General features: G+C 71.0%; 15 protein-coding genes. 4 read left to right on the forward strand and 11 right to left on the reverse strand.

Annotated features, from left to right (window positions below; genetic code table 11):
- The first annotated feature begins 126 nt into the window (after positions 1-126).
- The 4 genes from ACFYY6_RS02530 to ACFYY6_RS02545 all read left to right on the forward strand — a co-directional run bounded on the left by ACFYY6_RS02530 (position 127) and on the right by ACFYY6_RS02545 (position 5892).
- Positions 127-1626 carry a peptide MFS transporter gene (locus ACFYY6_RS02530; RefSeq protein ID WP_389191306.1) on the forward strand — a complete coding sequence of 500 codons (1500 nt, stop codon included), beginning with the start codon at positions 127-129 and terminating at the stop codon, positions 1624-1626.
- Between the two features lie 90 nt (positions 1627-1716).
- Complete coding sequence (locus ACFYY6_RS02535; protein WP_389191309.1) at positions 1717-3714, forward strand: CocE/NonD family hydrolase; 1998 nt, start codon at positions 1717-1719, stop codon at positions 3712-3714.
- Between the two features lie 209 nt (positions 3715-3923).
- Positions 3924-5153, forward strand: a complete 1230-nt coding sequence (gene fahA, locus ACFYY6_RS02540; protein ID WP_351627679.1) for a fumarylacetoacetase — start codon at positions 3924-3926, stop codon at positions 5151-5153.
- 130 nt (positions 5154-5283) lie between these two features.
- Entirely contained in the window at positions 5284-5892 is a 609-nt protein-coding gene (locus ACFYY6_RS02545) for a Uma2 family endonuclease (RefSeq protein WP_389191312.1), read from the forward strand.
- Between the two features lie 51 nt (positions 5893-5943).
- Here the strand turns inward: ACFYY6_RS02545 and recQ are convergent, their stop codons facing one another.
- The 11 genes from recQ to nuoE all read right to left on the reverse strand — a co-directional run bounded on the left by recQ (position 5944) and on the right by nuoE (position 21281).
- Positions 5944-8037: a DNA helicase RecQ gene (gene recQ, locus ACFYY6_RS02550; RefSeq protein WP_388648620.1), complete on the reverse strand. Its 2094-nt coding sequence runs from the start codon at positions 8035-8037 to the stop codon at positions 5944-5946.
- 165 nt (positions 8038-8202) lie between these two features.
- Positions 8203-9867, reverse strand: a complete 1665-nt coding sequence (nuoN, locus tag ACFYY6_RS02555; RefSeq protein WP_351627686.1) for an NADH-quinone oxidoreductase subunit NuoN — start codon at positions 9865-9867, stop codon at positions 8203-8205.
- The gene (locus ACFYY6_RS02560; RefSeq protein ID WP_389191315.1) at positions 9864-11435 is read right to left on the reverse strand and encodes an NADH-quinone oxidoreductase subunit M; all 1572 of its coding nucleotides are present in this window, start codon (positions 11433-11435) and stop codon (positions 9864-9866) included. Before ACFYY6_RS02560 ends, nuoN begins: the two co-directional genes overlap by 4 nt.
- A gap of 5 nt (positions 11436-11440) precedes the next feature.
- Positions 11441-13336: an NADH-quinone oxidoreductase subunit L gene (nuoL, locus tag ACFYY6_RS02565; protein ID WP_389191318.1), complete on the reverse strand. Its 1896-nt coding sequence runs from the start codon at positions 13334-13336 to the stop codon at positions 11441-11443.
- A 14-nt stretch (positions 13337-13350) separates the two neighbouring features.
- Positions 13351-13650 carry an NADH-quinone oxidoreductase subunit NuoK gene (gene nuoK, locus ACFYY6_RS02570; protein WP_073785426.1) on the reverse strand — a complete coding sequence of 100 codons (300 nt, stop codon included), beginning with the start codon at positions 13648-13650 and terminating at the stop codon, positions 13351-13353.
- Positions 13647-14537 carry an NADH-quinone oxidoreductase subunit J gene (locus ACFYY6_RS02575; protein WP_386608402.1) on the reverse strand — a complete coding sequence of 297 codons (891 nt, stop codon included), beginning with the start codon at positions 14535-14537 and terminating at the stop codon, positions 13647-13649. The genes nuoK and ACFYY6_RS02575 overlap by 4 nt, the downstream gene beginning before the upstream one ends.
- On the reverse strand, positions 14537-15184 hold the full coding sequence (nuoI, locus tag ACFYY6_RS02580; protein ID WP_351517729.1) for an NADH-quinone oxidoreductase subunit NuoI: 648 nt from the start codon (positions 15182-15184) through the stop codon (positions 14537-14539). Before nuoI ends, ACFYY6_RS02575 begins: the two co-directional genes overlap by 1 nt.
- Positions 15177-16580 (reverse strand): NADH-quinone oxidoreductase subunit NuoH, encoded by a 1404-nt coding sequence (nuoH, locus tag ACFYY6_RS02585; protein WP_351517727.1) that lies wholly within the window; start codon positions 16578-16580, stop codon positions 15177-15179. Before nuoH ends, nuoI begins: the two co-directional genes overlap by 8 nt.
- Positions 16577-19090 (reverse strand): NADH-quinone oxidoreductase subunit G, encoded by a 2514-nt coding sequence (locus ACFYY6_RS02590; RefSeq protein WP_351517726.1) that lies wholly within the window; start codon positions 19088-19090, stop codon positions 16577-16579. Before ACFYY6_RS02590 ends, nuoH begins: the two co-directional genes overlap by 4 nt.
- Entirely contained in the window at positions 19087-20460 is a 1374-nt protein-coding gene (gene nuoF, locus ACFYY6_RS02595; protein WP_351517724.1) for an NADH-quinone oxidoreductase subunit NuoF, read from the reverse strand. Before nuoF ends, ACFYY6_RS02590 begins: the two co-directional genes overlap by 4 nt.
- Positions 20460-21281: an NADH-quinone oxidoreductase subunit NuoE gene (gene nuoE, locus ACFYY6_RS02600; protein ID WP_351517791.1), complete on the reverse strand. Its 822-nt coding sequence runs from the start codon at positions 21279-21281 to the stop codon at positions 20460-20462. Before nuoE ends, nuoF begins: the two co-directional genes overlap by 1 nt.
- Positions 21282-21285: the final 4 nt, after the last annotated feature.

A 21285-nucleotide genomic window follows, 5' to 3' on the forward strand; every position in this document is an offset into this window, starting at 1 on the left:
CGGAATGTCGATGTGTCGCTGCCATCACTCAACTCAGCGTATCCGGTCCCCTTTGGATCAACGTGGGCGGCTTCCCGCCACCGCCGGTATGTTCGGGATCAGCTCATACGATCAGGAGTACTCCCTTTGTCTCGCACGACAACCGATACCGAACCGACCCAGTCCCCGCCCAGCGGCGACCATGCCTTTTTCGGCCAGCCACGGGGGCTGATGACGCTCTCCGGCCTGGAGGTCTGGGAGCGTTTCTCGTTCCTGGGCATGCAGGCGATTCTGGTCCTGTACTTCGCGGACACCGTCGCCCGGGGCGGCATGGGCATGGAGGCGGGCACGGCGGCGTCCGTCTCGGCCGCCTACGGCACCCTGGTCTACCTGGTCTCCGTGGCCGGCGGCTGGCTGGCCGACCGGATCCTCGGCTCGTACCGGGCCGTGCTGTACGGCGGGATCCTCATCGCCTGCGGGCATTACGCCATGGCGGTGCCCTCCGACGCCATGACCTGGACCGGCCTCGGTCTGATCAGCGCCGGGACGGGTCTGCTCAAGCCCAATGTGGCGTCCATGGTCGGCAAGCTGTACCGCACCGACGACGAGCGCCGCGACGCCGGGTTCGCCCTGTACTACATGGGCATCAACATCGGCGCGTTCCTGGGCCCGCTGGTCACCGGCTGGCTCGGCGACCACGCGAGCTGGCACTGGGGTTTCTCCGCCGCCGCCGTCGGCATGACGCTCGGCCTGATCCAGTACGTACTGGGCCGGCGTCACCTGATCGGCCGAAAGCACAGCGCCGAATTCGCGCTGGCGCCGCAGGCCATGCGGCGCGCCGTACGGCTGATCGCGGCCGGCGCGGTCGTCGTCGCCGTCCTCGCCACAGCGCTGTCCCTGGCGGGATGGCTCACCATGGGCCGGTTCGTCGACGTGCTCACCCTCGTCTCGGTGATCGCCCCGATCGTGTACTTCGTGGTGATGTTCCGCAGCCCGCGGGTCACCGCCGAGGAGCGCGGCAGGCTGCGCCCGTACGTGGTGCTGTTCCTGGCCTCCGTCGTCTTCAACTTCATCCTCTTCCAGGCGTACTCGACGATGATGCTGCTCGCGTCGACCAACGCGCGTACCGAGATCCTGGGCTTCCACTTCCCGGCCGGCTGGTACGCCTCCGCGCTCGGCGCGTTCGAGGTCGCGCTCGCCCCGGTGGTCGCCACCGTCTGGGCCCGGATGGGGCCGCGCCAGCCGCACGCCTCCAACAAGATCGCTATAGGCGTGATCCTCGGCGGGCTGTCGTTCCTGGTGATGGTGCTGCCGACATCCGGCCACTCCGGCGACACCTACCGGATGGCCGCCTGGTGGATCGTCGGCTCGTACCTGCTGCTCGGGCTCGGCGACATCCTGCTGGAGACCTCCGGCATGTCGGCGACCACGAAACTCGCGCCCAAGGCGTTCTCCGGTCAGACGATGGCACTCTGGTTCCTCTCGCTGGCCCTCGCCAACGGCATCCAGGCCCAGGTCGTGAAGTTGTACGGCGAGGTCTCCACCCCCGCCTACTTCGGTGTCAACGGCGCGATCGCGGTGGTGGCCGGGGTGGCCGTCATCGCCGCCGCCCCCTGGCTCAGGCGCACCATGCACCCCGTCCGCTGACCACCACACGCGCCCCGTGCGCCGTACGCACAGACCACGCGCACCCCCGTCCACCGACGCGCCACGCGCCCCGTCGACCGAGGTACCGCCATGCACATCCGCACCACGTTCCCGTACGACACCACCCGTGAGGACGTCCATATCCCGCTGCCGGACGGCACCCGGCTCTACGCCCGGATCTGGCGGCCGGTCACCGACGAGCCGGTCCCCGCGCTCCTCGAATACCTGCCGTACCGGCTGAGCGACTGGACGGCCCCGCGCGACTGGCAGCGCCACCCCTGGTACGCAGGCCACGGCTACGCCTCCGTCCGGGTGGACGTGCGCGGCCACGGCAACAGCGAGGGGATGCCGGGCGACGAGTACGACGCGACGGAGCTGGCCGACGGCGTCGCCGTCGTCCACTGGCTGGCCCGGCAGGAGTGGTGCTCCGGCCGGGTCGGCATGTTCGGCATCTCCTGGGGCGGGTTCAACTCGCTCCAGATCGCCGCCCTGGCCCCCGAGCCGCTGAAGGCGGTCGTCACCGTCTGCTCGACCGACGACCGCTACGACAACGACGTGCACTACATGGGCGGCTCGGTCCTCGGCGTCGACATGCACGCCTGGGCGGCGACCATGCTGGCCTTCGTCTGCCGGCCCCCGGACCCGGCGCAGGTCGGCGAGGGCTGGAAGGACATGTGGCTGAAGCGGCTGGAGGGTGTCGAGCCGTTCATCCACACCTGGCTGGCGCATCAGACCCGCGACGACTACTGGAAGCACGGCAGCGTCTGCGAGGACTACTCCGCGATCCAGGCCCCCGTCCTCGCGGTGGGCGGCTGGCACGACCCGTACCGCGACACCGTCCTGCGGCTCGTGGAACACCTGCCGCAGGACCGGGTGCGCGGGCTGATCGGCCCCTGGTCGCACCAGTACCCGGACCGGGGGCTGCCGCCCGGACCCGCGATCGGCTTCCTCCAGGAGACGCTGCGCTGGTGGGACCAGCACCTCAAGGGCGAGGACACCGGTGTCATGGCCGAGCCGCTGCTGCGGTCCTGGATCAGCGAGTCGCACCGGCCCGCCACCACGTACGAGACGCTGCCCGGCCGCTGGGTCGGGGACGGCGTCTGGCCGTCCCCGAACGTGTCGACCGTCGCCTACGCCCTCCGGGGCGGCCCGCAGATCGTCGACTCGCCGCAGCGCACCGGGCTGGACGCGGGACGGTTCTTCCCGTTCGGCAACGACGCCGACCTGCCGCCGGACCAGCGCGACGAGGACGCCGCGTCGGTGTGCTTCGAGTTCCCGGTCGAGGACGCCCCGATCGAGATCCTGGGCCGGCCTCGGGTGAAGCTGCGCCTGCGCATGGACGCGCCGCGCGGCCAGGCGATCGCCCGGCTCTGCGACGTGGCACCGGACGGCTCGTCCACGCTGGTCACCCGCGGCGCACTCAACCTCTCCGCCCGGCAGGGCCGCGACCGCGCGGTGGAGTGGCCGGCCGGGGCGACCGAGGACGTGGGCTTCGAGCTGAACGGCATCGGGCACACGTTCCCGCCCGGCCACCGGATCAGGCTCGCGGTCTCCTCCGCGTACTGGCCGTGGATCTGGCCGCAGCCGGGGTCGGTGGGCTTCACCCTCGACGCCGACGGCAGCTTCCTCGAACTACCGGTGCGCCGGCACACCGAGGACCCGCAGATCCGGTTCGAGGAACCGGAACAGTCCCCGCCGCTGGGCGTCGTCCAGCCGGTGCAGCTGAACGGGCAGCAGCGCCCCGAGCGCCTGGTGGTGCGCGACGTCGCCACGGGCGAGTGGCGGCTGGAGGTCGACCCGCGCTACGGCGGCACCCGCGTCTACCCGGACGGCCTGGAGTTCACCGAGGACGCCCTGGAGACGTACACGATCCAGGAGGACGACCCGCTCTCGGCGCGCACCCGTTCCGGCTGGTCCATCCGGCTGCACCGGCCCGAGATGGCCTGGGACGTGCGGATCGAGACCCGCTCCGAGATCAGCGCGGACGCCACTGACTTCATCACGTCCGACGAGGTGGTGTGCCGGGACGGCGGCGAGGTCGTCTTCCACCGCACCTGGGAGAAGCGCATCCCGCGCACGGCCGGCTGAATGCGCGGGCCCGGCCGAGCGCGCGGGCCCCGGCCGAGCGCACGGGTCCGGCGCCGCGGCGAGAGCTTCCGCCGTGCCCCGTACGCCCCGGGGCACGGCGGAACTTTCCGGTCTTCGCGGACAGTTGGGACACGCTCGGGACACTCCCACGGGCGGCGGCGCCGACGTAACGTGTCCCCCAAGCGACCTGGAAAGCGAGGCGGCAACACATGCCCGAGCAGAGCAGCCCGCTCGATCTGGCCGAGGGCGACCCCTTCGGCCCGCACAACCTTCCGTACGGTGTGTTCTCCACCCCCAGCCACCCCGAGGACCGCCGGGTCGGCGTCCGCATCGGCGACCACGTGCTGGACGCCGGGGCCGCCGCACACGCGCTCGGCTCCCCCTACGCGCGGCTCCTCGCCCAGCCGGACCTGACCGCGCTGCTGGCCGCGGGCCGCACTGCCTGGCGGGACGTCCGGCGGGCCCTGACCGCGTGGGTGACGGTCCCGGCGCACCGCCCGGACATCGAACCGCTGCTGCACCCCGTCGAGTCCGTCACGCTGCACCTCCCCTACCGGGTCGCGGACTACGTCGACTTCTACGCGAGCGAGCACCACGCCACCAACGTCGGGAAGATCTTCCGGCCGAACGGCGACCCGCTGACGCCCAACTGGAAGCACCTCCCGATCGGTTACCACGGCCGGTCCGGCACCGTCGTGGTCTCCGGAACGGACGTGGTGCGCCCGTCCGGCCAGCGCAAGGCGCCCACCGACGCGGCCCCGGTCTTCGGCCCGTCCGTCAAGCTGGACATCGAGGCCGAGGTCGGGTTCGTCGTCGGCGTCGGCTCCGAGCACGGCCGCCCGGTCCCGCTCGGCGACTTCCGCGAGCACGTCTTCGGGCTCTCGCTGCTCAACGACTGGTCGGCGCGGGACATCCAGGCGTGGGAGTACGTGCCGCTCGGCCCGTTCCTCGGCAAGTCCTTCGCCACGTCCGTGTCGGCGTGGGTGACCCCGCTGGAGGCCCTGGAGGCGGCCTGGACCGCGCCCCCCGCCCGGGACTTCCCGCTCCTGCCCTATCTGGAGGACGAAGGCGAGGAGCAGGACGGCGGGCTGGACCTGCGGATCTCCGTCGCGATCAACGGGCAGACCGTCTCCGAGCCGCCGTTCGCCACCATGTACTGGACCCCGGCGCAGATGCTGGCCCAGATGACGGTGAACGGCGCGTCGCTGCGCACCGGCGACCTGTACGGCTCCGGCACGGTCAGCGGCGCCGAGCCCGGCCTGCGCGGCTCGCTCCTGGAGCTGACCTGGAACGGCCGCGACCCGCTGGACCTCCCCGACGGCAAGCGGACGTTCCTGGAGGACGGCGACACGGTCACGATGACGGCCTGGGCCCCGGGACCGGACGGCACCCGGGTGGGCCTCGGCGAGGTGACGGGGCGGATCGTTCCGTCCGCGTGACGCCCGCCGTTGACGGCCGCGCCCCCCACGAGGGACGCGGCCGTCAGCGTCTCCGACCCGTTCACCTGTTCGCGCGGTCCCGAGCCGGTTCGCAGCGGTCATGCCGGACAGGTTTGCGAGGCTTCCGCGCATGGACAACGAACCAGGGACCGCCGAACCGAGGTGGCCGGTTCCGCCCGAAGGCGGCTGGACCGCAGATGACCTGGACTCCCTCCCGAATCTGCCTCCGCACACGGAGCTGGTCGACGGGAGCCTCGTTTTCGCGAGCCGGCAGACCTTGTTCCATTCACGGGCGATCGCCTTCGTCTCACGGCACCTGCGGTCATCGGCCCCGCACGACCACGAGGTCGTATGCCGGTTCACCATCGACATCGACCGATACAACCGGCCCGAACCCGATGTGATCGTCGTGCGTGCCGACGCGGTCGAGAGCCTCTGCCAAACCCGTTTCCCCTCCGAGTCCGTACTGCTCGCGGTCGAGGTCGTGTCCGACGAGTCGCTGACCCGGGACCGGGAGACCAAGCCCGTGAAGTACGCGCGGGCGAAGATCCCCCACTACTGGCGAGTGGAGAATCAGGACGACAGGACAGTGGTCTACGTCTTCGAACTGGAACCGGCGACCGGCGCCTACACCTCCACCGGGGTCTTCCACGACCGGATGAAGGTCTCCGTCCCCTTCCCCGTCGACCTGGACCTCACCGCGATCACCCCGTACCGCCGGGCGATGTCCCCCGAGTGAACCGCGTCTGAGCAGCCCCGGTGCCGGGACCGCTCAGTCCGGCCGTGAGGCTCACTCGTACTCGGACGGCGGCTCCTCGTCCCAGTCGAACCCGGGATCGTCGTCGTACGCGGCCGAGGTCGAAGCGGCCCGCGCGGAAGCGGCAGCGGCCGGCGCCGGAGCAGGGGTGGGCGCGGCCGGGTCCGGTGCCGGGCCCGAGGTCGTCGCCGGTCCCGGGTCCACCGCCGCCCCGGCCTCCGGGACGGCGTCCTGGCTCGGCCCCGTCGCCGCGTCCGGCTCCCCCGATCCGGTCGCCGCGTCCGCGAACTCCGCCAGCACCTCCAGCACCCCCTCCCCGTACGTCGCCAGCTTCTTCTCGCCCAGGCCGCTGATGCCGCCGAGCGCGGCCACCGAGTCCGGCCGCACCGTCGCGATCTCGCGCAGCGTCGCGTCGTGGAAGATGACGTACGCCGGGACGCCCTGCTCCTTCGCCCGGCCCCCGCGCCAGGCCCGCAGCGCCTCGAAGACGGGGACGGCCTCCGGCGCCAGCTCGGCGGCGGCCTGCGAGGACTTCGCCTTGCGTTCGCCCTTCGCGGAGCCGGAACGCGAGGCGGGCTTCGCGGCCTCCTTGCGCAGCGGCACCTGGCGCTGCCCTCCGAGGACCGCGCCACTCTCCTCCGTCAGCACCAGCGTGCCGTACTCGCCCTCGACCGCGATCAGGCCCTGAGCGAGCAACTGCCGTACGACGCCCCGCCATTCGGCCTCGGACAGCTCGCCGCCGATACCGAAGACCGAGAGCTGGTCGTGGTCGAACTGGATGATCTTCGCGGTCTTGCGGCCGAGCAGGATGTCGGTGATCTGGCCCGCGCCGAACTTCTGCCCGCGCTCCCGCTTCAGCCGTACCACCGTCGACAGCAGCTTCTGCGCGGCCACCGTGCCGTCCCAGGTCTCGGGCGGGGTGAGGCAGGTGTCGCAGTTGCCGCAGGCCGCGGCGCCGGGCTCCTGGCCGAAGTACCGCAGCAGCTGGCCGCGGCGGCACTGTGCCGTCTCGCACAGTGCCAGCATCGCGTCGAGGTGGGAGGCGGCGCGGCGGCGGAACGCCTCGTCGCCCTCGCCGCCCTGGATGAGCTTGCGCTGCTGGACGACGTCCTGGAGTCCGTAGGCCATCCAGGCCGTGGACGGCAGCCCGTCACGGCCCGCGCGGCCGGTCTCCTGGTAGTAGCCCTCGACCGACTTCGGCAGGTCGAGGTGGGCGACGAAACGGACGTCCGGCTTGTCGATGCCCATGCCGAAGGCGATGGTCGCGACGACGACCAGGCCCTCCTCGCGCAGGAACCGGGACTGGTGCGCGGCGCGCGTGCCCGCGTCCAGACCCGCGTGGTACGGGACGGCCTCGATGCCGTTGCGGCACAGGTACTCGGCGGTCTTCTCGGTCGCGTTGCGCGACAGGCAGTAGACGATGCCCGCGTCCCCGGCGTGCTCCTCCTTGAGGAAGGACAGCAGCTGCTTCTTCGGATCGGCCTTGGACACGATCCGGTACTGGACGTTGGGCCGGTCGAAACTGGCGACGAAGTGCTTGGCGTCAGGCATGCCCAGGCGCCGGGTGATCTCCTCGTGCGTGGCGTTCGTCGCGGTGGCCGTCAGGGCGATCCGCGGGACGTCGGGCCAGCGCTCGCCGAGGACCGAGAGGGCCAGATAGTCGGGGCGGAAGTCGTGGCCCCACTGGGCGACGCAGTGCGCCTCGTCGATCGCGAAGACGGAGATCTCGCCCCGCGCGAGCAGGCCCAGCGTGGAGTCCAGCCGGAGGCGCTCCGGGGCCAGGTAGAGCACGTCCAGCTCGCCCGCGAGGAACTGCGCCTCCATCGAGCGGCGCTCGTCGAAGTCCTGCGTGGAGTTGATGAAACCGGCCCGCACGCCCAGCGCCCGCAAGGCGTCCACCTGATCCTGCATCAGGGCGATCAGCGGGGAGACGACCACGCCCGTACCCGACCTGACCAGGGCCGGGATCTGGTAGCACAGGGACTTCCCGCCACCGGTCGGCATGAGCACGACGGCGTCGCCGCCCGCCACCACGTGGTCGACGACGGCTTCCTGCTCGCCGCGGAACGCCTCGTACCCGAACACGCGGTGCAGGGTCCGTCGTGCTTCGCTCTCGGTCACATCCATGGTCCCGCCCGTCGTGCTCATCCGCCTGGCCCCGGTGCCGCACGTGCCGTGCCGCCACCGCTCCCTGCCACGATAGGCGCCGCGTACGACAACGCCGGACGGGCTTGACTTCTCGAGCCCGTCCGGCGTTGTCCCGGCCGGGGGTGCCGGCCGTGCGCGTGTGCGCTACCTCACGAAGACCCCCGCCTGGCTCGCCAGGTCCAGGAAGTACTGCGGGGCCAGGCCCAGCGCCAGCGTGACCGCGACGCCGACCGCGATCGTCGTCATCGTCAGCGGGGAAGGGACGGCGACCGTCGGGCCGTCCGCCTTCGGCTCGCTGAAGAACATCAGCACGATGACCCGGATGTAGAAGAACGCGGCGATCGCCGACGAGATCACACCGATCACGACCAGCCCGCCCGCGCCTCCGTCCGCCGCCGCCTTGAAGACGGCGAACTTCCCGGAGAACCCGGAGGTGAGCGGGATACCGGCGAAGGCCAGCAGGAACACCGCGAAGACCGCCGCGACCAGCGGCGAGCGGCGTCCGAGCCCCGCCCACTTCGACAGGTGCGTCGCCTCGCCGCCCGCGTCGCGCACCAGGGTGACGACGGCGAACGCGCCGACCGTCACGAAGGAGTACGCGCCCAGGTAGAAGAGGACCGACGAGACGCCGTCCGGGGTGGCCGCGATGACACCGGCGAGGATGAACCCGGCGTGCGCGATCGACGAGTAGGCGAGCAGCCGCTTGATGTCGGTCTGGGTGATGGCGACGATCGCACCGCCCAGCATCGTGACGATCGCGACGGCCCACATGACCGGCCGCCAGTCCCAGGTGAGGCCCGGCAGCACCACGTACAGCAGACGCAGCAGCGCGCCGAACGCGGCGACCTTCGTGGCCGCGGCCATGAACCCGGTGACCGGGGTCGGTGCGCCCTGGTAGACGTCCGGGGTCCACATGTGGAACGGGACGGCGCCGACCTTGAAGAGCAGACCGGTCAGGATCATCGCCCCGCCGATCAGCAGCAGCGCGTCGTTGCCCATGGTGGCGGCGAGCGCCGGGTCGACCTTCGTGACGGAGCCGTCGACCACGTGCGCGATCTCGGCGTACGAGACGGAGCCCGCGTACCCGTAGAGCAGGGCGATCCCGAACAGCAGGAACGCCGACGAGAAGGCACCGAGCAGGAAGTACTTCACCGCCGCCTCCTGCGACATCAGCCGCTTGCGGCGGGCGACGGCGCACAACAGGTAGAGCGGGAGGGAGAAGACCTCCAGGGCCACGAACAGCGTCAGCAGGTCGTTGGCCGCCGGGAAGACCAGCATGCCCGCCACCGAGAAGAGGACCAGCGGGAAGACCTCGGTGGTGGTGAACCCGGCCCGGACCGCGGCCTTCTCGCTGTCGCTGCCGGGGACCGACGCGGCCTGCGCGGCGAAGGAGTCCACCCGGTTGCCGTGCGAGGCGGGGTCGAGCCGGCGCTCGGCGAAGGTGAAGACGGCGACCAGCGCGGTCAGCAGGATGGTGCCCTGCAGGAACAGCGTCGGGCCGTCGATCGCGATGGCGCCCATCGCCACGATGCCCGCCTTCGTCGTGCCGTGTCCCCCGGCCGCGAGGCCGATGATCGCGGCGAAGGAGGCGGCGAGGGCGACGACGGTCAGGAAGACCTGTGTGTAGTAGCGGGACCGACGCGGCACGAACGCCTCGACGAGCACGCCGACGACGGCCGCGCCGATCACGATCAGGACCGGCATGAGCTGGGTGTACTCGATGACGGGTGCCTGGAACTTCTCGCCCGGGGCGGCCGACGTCACCCCGCCCGCCGTCGCCCACAGGCTGTGGACAGCTGTTGCGCTCACTTGGCGGCCTCCACCTCAGGCTGGGGGTCCTTCTTCTGGACGTCCGACATGGTGTGCTGCACCGCCGGGTTGACGATCTCGGTCAGCGGCTTCGGGTAGACCCCCAGGAACAGCAGCAGCGCGATCAGCGGCAGGACCACCGCCATCTCCCGGACCTTGAGGTCCGCCATGCCCTTGACCTCCGCCTTCACCGGGCCGGTCATCGTCCGCTGGTAGAGGACGAGGACGTAGAGCGCGGCGAGCACGATGCCGGTCGTGGCGATGATGCCCGCCGCCGGGTACGCGCTGAACGCGCCGACCAGGACCAGGAACTCGCTGACGAACGGGGCGAGCCCGGGGAGCGACAGGGTGGCCAGACCGCCGATCAGGAACGTGCCGGCCAGGACGGGCGCCACCTTCTGCACCCCGCCGTAGTCGGCGATGAGCCGCGAACCGCGCCGGGTGATCAGGAAGCCCGCCACCAGCATCAGCGCGGCGGTCGAGATCCCGTGGTTGACCATGTAGAGCGTGGCGCCGGACTGGCCCTGGCTGGTCATCGCGAAGATGCCCAGGACGATGAAGCCGAAGTGCGAGATCGACGCGTAGGCGATCAACCGCTTGATGTCGCGCTGGCCGACGGCGAGCAGCGCCCCGTACACGATGCTGACCAGGGCCAGGACGACGATCACCGGCGTCGCCCACTTGCTGGCCTCCGGGAAGAGCTGGAGGCAGAAGCGGAGCATCGCGAACGTGCCGACCTTGTCGACGACCGCGGTGATCAGGACGGCGACCGGGGCGGTCGCCTCGCCCATCGCGTTGGGCAGCCAGGTGTGCAGCGGCCACAGCGGGGCCTTCACCGCGAAGGCGAAGAAGAACCCGAGGAACAGCCAGCGCTCCGTGCTCGTCGCCATGGAGAACGAGCCGTTGGCACGGGCTGCGGCGATCTCGGAGAGCGAGAACGTCCCCGCGACCACGTACAGCCCGATCACGGCGGCCAGCATGATCAGCCCGCCGACCAGGTTGTAGAGGAGGAACTTCACCGCCGCGTACGAGCGCTGCGCCGCCGCGTTCTCGTCGCTGCCCGTGTGCGCCCGGTCCCCGAAGCCGCCGATGAGGAAGTACATCGGGATGAGCATGGCCTCGAAGAGGACGTAGAAGAGGAAGACGTCGGTGGCCTCGAAGGAGAGGATCACCATCGCCTCGACCATCAGGATCAGGGCGAAGAAGCCCTGGGTGGGGCGCCAGCGGGAGGACTTCGTCTCCAGGGGGTCGGCGTCGTGCCAGCCCGCCAGGACGATGAAGGGGATGAGCAGGGCGGTGAGCCCGATGAGCGCCACCCCGATGCCGTCCACGCCCAGTTCGTAGCGGACGCCGAAGTCCTTGATCCAGGCGTGCGATTCGGTGAGCTGGTAGCGGTCGCCGCCGGGCTCGAACCGGGCGAGCGCGACGCCCGCCAGGACGAGCGTGGCCAGCGAGAACACCAGCGCCGTCCATTTGGCGGCGGTGCGCCGGGCGGCCGGGACGGCGGCGGTGGCGATCGCGCCGATCGCCGGGAGCGCCGCCGTCGCTGTCAGGAGGGGAAAGGACATGGTGATCAGACCGCCCTCATCAGCAGGGTCGCGGCGATGAGGATCGCCGTACCGCCGAACATCGAGACCGCGTAGGAGCGGGCGTAGCCGTTCTGCAGCTTGCGCAGCCGGCCGGAGAGCCCGCCCATCGTGGCGGCCGTGCCGTTGACGACGCCGTCGACCAGGGTGTGGTCGACGTACACCAGGGAGCGGGTGAGGTGCTCGCCGCCGCGGACCAGGACCACATGGTTGAAGTCGTCCTGGAGCAGGTCGCGGCGGGCCGCCCGGGTGAGCAGCGAGCCGCGCGGGGCGGTGACCGGGACCGGCCTGCGCCCGTACATCGCCCAGGCGATGGCGACGCCGACGGCGAGCACCACCATGGTGGCCGCCGTGACGGTCGTGGCACTGACCGGGGCGTGTCCGTGGCTGTGGCCGGTGACCGGCTCCAGCCACTTCAGGAAGCGGTCGCCGACGGAGAACAGGCCGCCCGCGAAGACCGACCCGAAGGCCAGGACGATCATGGGGATGGTCATCGACCTCGGGGACTCGTGCGGATGCGGCTCGTTTCCGTCCGCGTCCGGCTGCCAGCGCTTCTCGCCGAAGAAGGTCAGCAGCATCACGCGCGTCATGTAGAACGCGGTGACCGCGGCGCCCAGCAGGGCGACCGAGCCGAGGATCCAGCCCTCGGCGCCGCCCTTCGCGAAGGCCGCCTCGATGATCTTGTCCTTGGAGAAGAAGCCGGACAGTCCGGGGAAGCCGATGATCGCCAGATAGCCGAGGCCGAAGGTGACGAAGGTGACCGGCATGTGCTTGCGCAGGCCGCCGTACTTGCGCATGTCGACCTCGTCGTTCATGCCGTGCATGACGGAACCGGCGCCGAGGAAGAGCCCGGCCTTGAAGAAGCCGTGCGTCACCAGGTGCATGATCGCGAAGACGTAGCCGATCGGGCCGAGGCCCGCGGCGAGCACCATGTAGCCGATCTGCGACATCGTCGAACCGGCGAGGGCCTTCTTGATGTCGTCCTTGGCGCAACCGACGATCGCACCGAACAGGAGCGTGACCGCGCCGACGATCACCACGACCAGTTGCGCGTCGGGCGCGGCGTCGAAGATCGCGGCCGAGCGGACGATGAGGTAGACGCCCGCGGTCACCATGGTCGCGGCGTGGATGAGCGCGGAGACCGGGGTCGGGCCCTCCATCGCGTCGCCGAGCCAGGACTGGAGCGGCACCTGGGCCGACTTGCCGCAGGCGGCGAGCAGCAGCAACAGGCCGATCGCCGTCAGCTTGCCCTCACTGGTCTCTCCCGTCGCCGCCAGGACGGGGCCGAACGCGAACGTGCCGAAGGTGGTGAACATCACCATGATCGCGATCGACAGGCCCATGTCGCCGACCCGGTTGACCAGGAACGCCTTCTTGGCGGCGGTGGCCGCGCTGGGCTTGTGCTGCCAGAAGCCGATCAGCAGGTACGACGCCAGGCCGACGCCCTCCCAGCCGGCGTACAGCAGCAGGTAGTTGTCGGCGAGGACCAGCAGCAGCATCGCCGCGAGGAACAGGTTCAGATAGGCGAAGAAGCGGCGCCGGCGCTCGTCGTGCGCCATGTAGCCGACCGAGTAGAGGTGGATCAGGGTGCCGACGCCGGTGATCAGCAGCACGAAGGTCATCGACAGCTGGTCGAGCTGGAAGGCCACGTCGGCCCGGAAACCCTCGACCGGGATCCAGCTGAACAGCTTCTGGTGCAGGGCCCGTTCGTCGGCGGCACGCCCCAGCATGTCGGTGAAGAGCACCGCGCCGATGACGAAGGACACGGCGGCGAGCAGGGTGCCGATCCAGTGTCCGGAGCGGTCGAGCCGTCGGCCGCCGCAGAGCAGGACCGCCGCTCCGAGCAGAGGCGCCGCGACGAGCAGCGCAATCAGGTTCTCCACGATTCAACGTCCCCTTACAGCTTCATCAGGCCGGCGTCGTCGACCGAGGCCGAGTGGCGGGAACGGAACACCGACACGATGATCGCGAGCCCCACCACGACCTCGGCGGCGGCGACGACCATCGTGAAGAACGCGATGATCTGGCCGTCGAGGTTGCCGTGCATCCGGGAGAAGGTCACCAGCGCGAGGTTGCAGGCGTTGAGCATCAGCTCCACGCACATGAACAGCACGATCGCGTTCCGCCGGATCAGCACCCCGGCCGCGCCGATGGTGAACAACAGGGCGGCGAGATAGAGGTAGTTGACCGGATTCACTTGGCGACCTCCTCTGTTTCGTTGTCGCTGCCGTCGTTGTTCCGGCCGCGCGACCCGCCGCGGCCCTCGCCCTCGCGGCCCTCGCCCCCGCGGCCGAGCCGCTCCTCGGAGCGCTGTTCCAGCGCCCTGAGCTGTTCCAGGGACTCGCCCGACACATCGCGGATCTGGCCGCGTTCACGCAGGGTCCGCATGACGGTGAGCTCGGCCGGGGTGCCGTCCGGGAGCAGACCCGGGATGTCCACGGCGTTGTGCCGGGCGTAGACACCGGGGGCGGGAAGCGGCGGCAGCTGCGCCCCGCCACGCACCCGGGCCTCGGACAACTCCCGCTGGGTGCGGGCGCGTTCGGTGCGCTCCCGGTGGGTGAGCACCATCGCGCCGACCGTCGCCGTGATCAGCAGGGCGCCGGTGATCTCGAAGGCGAAGACGTACTTGGTGAAGATGAGGGCGGCCAGCCCCTCGACGTTCCCGCCGTGCGCGGAGTTGGCCGTGCCGAGCCCGTTGAAGCTGTTCAGCGAGGCGTTGCCGATGCCCGCGATCAGCAGGACGCCGAAGCCGATCCCGCAGGCCGCGGCCAGCCAGCGCTGCCCCTTGATGGTCTCCTTCAGCGAGTCGGCGGCCGTGACACCGACGAGCATGACGACGAAGAGGAACAGCATCATGATCGCGCCGGTGTAGACGACGATCTGGACGATGCCGAGGAAGTAGGCGCCGTTGGCGAGATAGAACACCGCCAGGACGATCATGGTCCCGGCGAGGCTCAGCGCGCTGTGCACGGCTTTTTTCATCAGTACGGTGGACAGCGCGCCGATCACGGCGACGATGCCCAGCAGCCAGAACTGGACGGCCTCACCGGTCGAGGTCTGCGAGGCCGCCGCGGCCAGGAGCATCATGCGTCCACCTCCCGCGCCGAGCCGTCGTTGCCACGGTCGCCGCTCGTCCCGGACGCCTCGTCGATGGGCTTCTCGCCTTTGGAGACGGCGGTCTGCCGCACCGTGCCGGGCGCGGCCTCGGTGACCAGGCCCCGGTAGTAGTCCTGCTCGTCCATCCCCGGGTAGATCGCGTGCGGGGTGTCGACCATGCCCTCCTCAAGGCCCGCGAGCAGCTCGTCCTTGGTGTAGATGAGGCTCGCGCGGGAGGTGTTGGCGAGCTCGAACTCGTTGGTCATCGTGAGCGCCCGGGTCGGGCACGCCTCGATGCACAGCCCGCACAGGATGCAGCGCGCGTAGTTGATCTGGTAGACGCGGCCGTAGCGCTCGCCCGGGGAGTAGCGCTCCTCGTCCGTGTTGTCCGCGCCCTCCACGTAGATGGCGTCCGCCGGGCAGGCCCAGGCGCACAGCTCGCAGCCGACGCACTTCTCCAGGCCGTCCGGGTGACGGTTGAGCTGATGCCGGCCGTGGAAGCGCGGCGCCGTCACCTTCCGCGTCTCCGGATACTGCTCCGTCAGCCGCTTCTTGAACATGGCCTTGAAGGTCACGCCGAAGCCGGCGACGGGGTTCTGGAACTTCTCCCCCGAGGGCTCCTTCGACTCAGACACCGTCAGCCTCCTTTCCGTCACTCGAATCTCCGTCACTCTCAGTATTCGATCCGCCACTGACAACGAGCTGCCGTTCGCCCCGCGGCCTGCGGCGCGGCACCGGCGGCAGGGTCTGCCCGGGCAGCGGCGGCACCGGGAATCCGCCCGCCATCGGGTCGAACTCGGGCTCCGGCCCGGCCTTCGCCGCCTCGGCCCGGCCCTTCTTGTCGCGGAAGACGTCCGCGACGAAGGAGAGCAGCAGGACCGCGATCACGGCCCCTGCCACGTACAGCACGATCCGCGTGAAGTCGTAGCCGTCGTTGCGCAGCGCCCGCACGGTGGCGACCAGCATCAGCCAGACCACGGACACCGGGATCAGGACCTTCCAGCCGAGCTTCATCAGCTGGTCGTAGCGGACCCGGGGCAGCGTGCCGCGCAGCCAGATGAAGAAGAACAGCAGCAGCTGGACCTTGAGGACGAACCAGAGCATCGGCCACCAGCCGTGGTTCGCGCCCTCCCAGAAGGTGCTGATGGGCCACGGGGCCCGCCAGCCGCCGAGGAACAGGGTGGTGGAGACCGCGGAGACGGTCACCATGTTCACGTACTCGGCGAGCATGAACATCGCGAACTTGATCGACGAGTACTCGGTGTTGAACCCGCCGACCAGGTCGCCCTCGGACTCCGGCATGTCGAACGGGGCCCGGTTGGTCTCGCCGACCATCGTGACGATGTAGATGAGGAACGACACCGGCAGCAGCAGGATGAACCAGCGCTCCTGCTGCGCCTCCACGATCTTCGAGGTCGACATCGACCCGGAGTAGAGGAAGACCGAGGCGAACGCGGCGCCCATCGCGATCTCGTAACTGATCATCTGGGCGCAGGAACGCAGCCCGCCGAGGAGCGGGTACGTCGAACCGGACGACCAGCCCGCCAGCACGATGCCGTAGATCCCGACCGAGGCGACCGCGAGGATGTAGAGCATGGCGATCGGCAGGTCGGTGAGCTGCATCGCCGTGCGCTGACCGAAGATCGAGACCTCGTTGCCGGGCGGGCCGAAGGGGATCACGGCGATCGCCATGAACGCCGGGATGGCGGCGACGATCGGCGCGAGCACATACACGATCTTGTCGGCGCGCTTGACGACGACGTCTTCCTTCAGCATCAGCTTCACGCCGTCGGCGAGCGACTGGAGCATGCCCCAGGGCCCGTTCCGGTTGGGGCCGATGCGCAGCTGCATCCAGGCGACGACCTTGCGCTCCCACACGATGGAGAACAGCACGGTCACCATCAGGAACGCGAAGCAGAACACCGCCTTGACGACGACCAGCCACCACGGGTCGGTGCCGAACATCGACAGGTTCTCGGCGGCGAGCACGGGTTCGTGCGGTGCCGCGGCCAGTTGAGCGAAGGCAGTCACGCCCCCACCTCCGGTGTGGTGTCGTCGGTGCCCGGTGCGGCGGGGCCGATCCGGACCAGGCCGCCGGGCCGGGCGCCGGTGTCGGCCGGGACGCCCCGCCCGACGGAGTTCAGCGGCACCCAGACCACCCGGTCCGGCATGTCGGTGATCTTCAACGGGAGTTCGACGCGGCCCGTCGGGCCGCTCACGGCCAGCAGGTCGCCGTCCTCGACACCCGTCTCGGCCGCGGTGGCGGCGGAGAGCCGGGCGACCGAGGCGTGCCGGGTGCCGGCCAGCGCGTCGTCGCCCTCCTGGAGCCGGCCCAGGTCGAGCAGCATCCGGTGGCCCGCCAGGACCGCCTCGCCGTCGCCGGGCCGGGGCAGCGGCCGGGTGGGCTCGTCCGGGTCCTCGGCGTGCGCGCCGCTCCAGCCACCGAGCCGGTCCAGCTCGCGGCGTACGGACCTCAGGTCCGGCAGCGCGAGCGGGGCGCCCATCGCGTCGGCCAGCATGTGCAGCACCCGGGCGTCGGTCGGCGGGAGCGTCCGCGTCATCTGCTCGGGCTTCAGCGCCGCCTCGAACGGCCGGGCCCTGCCCTCCCAGTTGAGGAAGGTCCCGGCCTTCTCCGCGACCGCGGCGACCGGCAGGACCACGTCGGCCCGCTCGGTGACCTCGCTCGGCCGCAGCTCCAGCGAGACCAGGAAGCCGACCCCGTCCAGGGCCTCCAGGGCCCGCGCCGGGTCCGGCAGATCGGCCGGCTCGACCCCGGCGACGAGCAGCGCGCCCAGCTCGCCGGTGGCCGCGGCCTGAAGGATCTGGCCGGTGTCGCGGCCGAAACCGGAGGGCAGTTCGGCGACGCCCCACACGGCCGCCACCTCGTCCCGGGCCCGCGGGTCGGTCGCGGGGCGCCCGCCGGGCAGCAGCGACGGCAGCAGGCCCGCCTCGATCGCGCCGCGCTCACCGGCCCGACGCGGGATCCACACCAGCTTCGCCCCGGTCGCCGTCGCGGCCCGCACCGCGGCGGTCAGTCCGCCCGGCACGGCGGCCAGCCGTTCGCCGACCACGATCACGGCCCCGTCGCCGCGCAGCGCCTCGGCCGCCGCGGCCCCTTCGCCGTCGAGTCCGGAGCCGCCCGCGAGGGCGTCCAGCCACTGGGGCTCGGTGCCGGGAGCGGCGGGCAGCAGCGTGCCGCCCGCCTTCGTGAGGCCGCGGGTGGCGTGCGAGGCGATGGCGAAGGTGCGCTGGCCGTGCTTGCGCATCGCCTTGCGCAGCCGCAGGAAGACGCCGGGCGACTCCTCCTCCGCCTCGAAGCCGACGAGCAGCACCGCCGGGGCCTTCTCCAGCGAGGCGTAGGTAACGCCCGTGCTTCCCGGTTCCAGGTCCCGGCCGCGTCCGGCGACGCGGGCGGCCAGGAAGTCGGCCTCCTCGCCGCTGTGCGCGCGGGCCCGGAAGTCGACGTCGTTGGTGTCGAGGACGACCCGGGCGAACTTGCCGTACGCGTACGCGTCCTCGACGGTCAGCCGGCCGCCGGCCAGGACGCCCGCCCGGCCGCGCGCGGCGGCGAGCCCGGTGGCCGCGGCGGCCAGGGCCTCGGGCCAGCTCGCCGGTTCCAGCACCCCGTCGGCGCTGCGCACCAGCGGGGTGGTGAGCCGGTCGCGCTGCTGCGCGTAGCGGAAGGCGAAGCGGCCCTTGTCGCAGATCCACTCCTCGTTGACCTCGGGGTCGTCGGCGGCGAGCCGCCGCATGACCTTGCCGCGCCGGTGGTCGGTGCGGGTGGCGCAGCCGCCCGCGCAGTGCTCGCACACCGACGGCGACGACACCAGGTCGAAGGGGCGGGAGCGGAACCGGTACGCGGCCGAGGTCAGCGCCCCGACCGGGCAGATCTGGATGGTGTTTCCGGAGAAGTACGACTCGAACGGGTCGCCCTCCCCCGTGCCGACCTGCTGGAGCGCGCCGCGTTCGATCAGCTCGATCATGGGGTCGCCCGCCACCTGGTTGGAGAACCGGGTGCAGCGGGCGCAGAGCACGCACCGCTCGCGGTCCAGCAGCACCTGGGTGGAGATCGGGACGGGCTTCTCGTACGTCCGCTTCTTCCCGTCGAAGCGGGATTCGGCGTCGCCGTGCGACATCGCCTGGTTCTGCAGCGGACACTCGCCGCCCTTGTCGCAGACCGGGCAGTCCAGCGGGTGGTTGATGAGCAGCAGCTCCATCACACCCTTCTGCGCCTTCTCCGCGACGGGCGAGGTGAGCTGGGTGCGCACCACCATGCCGTCGGTGCAGGTGATGGTGCAGGACGCCATCGGCTTGCGCTGGCCCTCCACCTCGACGATGCACTGCCGGCAGGCGCCGACCGGGTCGAGGAGCGGGTGGTCGCAGAAGCGCGGGATCTCGATGCCGAGGAGTTCGGCGGCGCGGATGACCAGGGTGCCCTTGGGCACGCTGATCTCGATGCCGTCGATCGTCAGTGTGACGAGGTCCTCGGGCGGGACGGCCGCCTCGCCGCCCCCGGTGGGCGCGCTCGTGGTGACGGTCATGCGTTCACCCCCTGGTGAGCGGTCTTGTCGTCGGCCCAGGCGGTCGACCTGGCGGGATCGAAGGGGCAGCCCCTGCCCGTGATGTGCTGCTCGTACTCCTCGCGGAAGTACTTCAGCGAGGAGAAGATCGGCGAGGCGGCACCGTCGCCGAGGGCGCAGAACGACTTGCCGTTGATGTTGTCGGCGATGTCGTTCAGCTTGTCGAGGTCGTCCGCCCGGCCGTTGCCCGCTTCGATGTCGCGGAGCAACTGGACGAGCCAGTACGTCCCTTCGCGGCAGGGCGTGCACTTGCCGCAGGACTCGTGGGCGTAGAACTCGGTCCAGCGGGTGACGGCCCGCACCACGCAGGTCGTCTCGTCGAAGCACTGCAGCGCCTTGGTGCCGAGCATGGACCCGGCGGCGCCGACGCCCTCGTAGTCGAGCGGTACGTCGAGGTGTTCGTCGGTGAACATCGGGGTGGAGGAGCCGCCGGGGGTCCAGAACTTCAGCCGGTGCCCGGGGCGCATGCCGCCGCTCATGTCGAGCAGCTGGCGCAGCGTGATGCCGAGCGGAGCCTCGTACTGGCCGGGGCTCGCGACGTGTCCGCTGAGCGAGTACAGCGTGAAGCCCGGGGACTTCTCGGTCCCCATGGCCGTGAACCAGTCCTTGCCGTTGTTCAGGATCGCGGGAACCGAGGCGATGGACTCGACGTTGTTCACCACGGTGGGGCAGGCGTACAGACCGGCGACCGCGGGGAAGGGGGGTCGCAGCCGGGGCTGGCCGCGCCGTCCTTCGAGCGAGTCGAGCAGGGCGGTCTCCTCGCCGCAGATGTACGCGCCCGCGCCCGCGTGGACGGTGAGTTCCAGGTCGAGCCCCGGGCCGAGGGCGTCCTTGCCCAGGTATCCCGCCGCGTACGCCTCGCGCACGGCCTCGTGCAACCGCCGCAGCACGGGGACGACCTCGCCGCGCAGGTAGATGAAGGCGTGCGCGGAACGGATCGCGTAGCAGGCGATCACGATGCCCTCGATGAGGGCGTGCGGGTTGGCGAAGAGGAGCGGGATGTCCTTGCAGGTGCCGGGTTCCGACTCGTCGGCGTTGACGACGAGGTAGTGCGGTTTGCCGTCGCCCTGCGGGATGAACTGCCACTTCATGCCGGTGGGGAAGCCGGCCCCGCCGCGCCCGCGCAGCCCGGATTCCTTCACGTACGCGATGAGGTCGTCCGGAGGCATGGCGAGGGCCTTGCACAGCCCTTCGTAGCCGCCGTGGCGCCGGTAGGTCTCCAGGGTCCAGGAGCGCGGTTCGTCCCAGAAAGCGGAGAGGACGGGGGCGAGCAGCTTCTCGGGGTCTCCCCCGCCGCCGCCGTTGTCGCTGAGCTGGGTGGCCAACGTCATCACGCTCCCTCCTCGGCCGTGGGGCCTGCCGGGTGGTCCGGGTCGGAGGCCGAGGTCGGCTGCGGTGCGTCGTGGGAGCTGAGGTGCTCGGACGGCGACGGGTCGTGCGGCTGGTCGCCGCGCGGGCTCTCGCCGCGGGGGGCGACCACGCGCGGGTGCGGTTCCTCGCCCCGGGCGAGCCGGAGCCCGGCGAGCGAGGCGGGCCCGGCGCCGCCGGAGGCCTCGACGGCGCCTGGGCGTTCGTCGGGGAAGCCGGCCAGGATGCGGGCGGTCTCCTTGTACGTGCACAGGGGCGCGCCCCGGGTGGGTTCGGCACCGCGCCCGGCGATGAGGTCGTCGACCAGGCGGGTCGCGCTCTCGGGCGTCTGGTTGTCGAAGAACTCCCAGTTGACCATCACCACGGGGGCGAAGTCACAGGCGGCGTTGCACTCGATGTGTTCGAGGGTGATCTTGCCGTCGTCGGTGGTCTCGCCGTTGCCGACGCCGAGGTGCTCCCCCAGCCGCTCGAAGATCGCGTCGCCGCCCATCACCGCGCACAGGGTGTTGGTGCAGACGCCGACCTGGTAGTCGCCGCTCGGCCCGCGCCGGTACATGGTGTAGAAGGTGGCGACGGCGGTGACCTCGGCGGTGGTCAGGCCGAGCATCTCGGCGCAGAACGCCATGCCGGTGCGGGAGACGTAGCCCTCCTCCGACTGCACGAGGTGCAGCAGCGGCAGCAGTGCGGACCGGCTGCCGGGGTAGCGCGCGATCACCTCCTTCGCGTCCGCCTCAAGCCTGGCGCGGACCTCGTCCGGGTAGGCGGGTGCGGGGAGCTGCGGCATCCCC

It is taken from the genome of Streptomyces sp. NPDC001750 (genome assembly GCF_042892615.1).
In the GTDB taxonomy this organism is placed as follows: domain Bacteria; phylum Actinomycetota; class Actinomycetes; order Streptomycetales; family Streptomycetaceae; genus Streptomyces.